Source organism: Streptococcus sp. KR, from assembly GCF_002238115.1.
Taxonomy (GTDB): Bacteria; Bacillota; Bacilli; order Lactobacillales; family Streptococcaceae; genus Streptococcus.
Window position 1 is genome coordinate 1 of record NZ_NGVM01000178.1, and the last position, 385, is coordinate 385.

The 385-nt window shown below is 42.6% G+C and carries 1 pseudogene; it reads left to right on the top strand.

The features are described from left to right. Nucleotides 1–385 (top strand): annotated as a pseudogene (locus CBI42_RS11495) (hypothetical protein); the annotation flags it as partial.

Sequence of the window (385 nt, forward strand, 5' to 3'; positions counted from 1 at the left end):
TGTATCAAGCGCTGGAGCGAGAAAATGCTAAGGTTAAACACCAGGAGGCAGAGGCCGTTTTATTGGTAGAGGAACTGGATAAAAAGAATGTAGTGGTGTACCAAGAAGATGTCTATTTGCCGTTTGAGGGGATCGCAGATAGCCTCTTCCTGAAGCCTGGTACGGTTAATAACAAGGAGGCTAAAGTAAAAGAATCAAAAAGCTCACTCTTTAAGCGCCAGCCAAAAACAAAACATCAAGAGAAGACTCCTGAAGAAAAAGCTGAAGCCTCTTCCTTGAAACATGAAACTCCCAAACTTCGAACCTATTCTAAACGCTCTTTTTGGGTGGATTTAGGAAGAGTTTTGGTGTTATTGAGTCTAGTAGGAAGTCTGACACTTGCTGG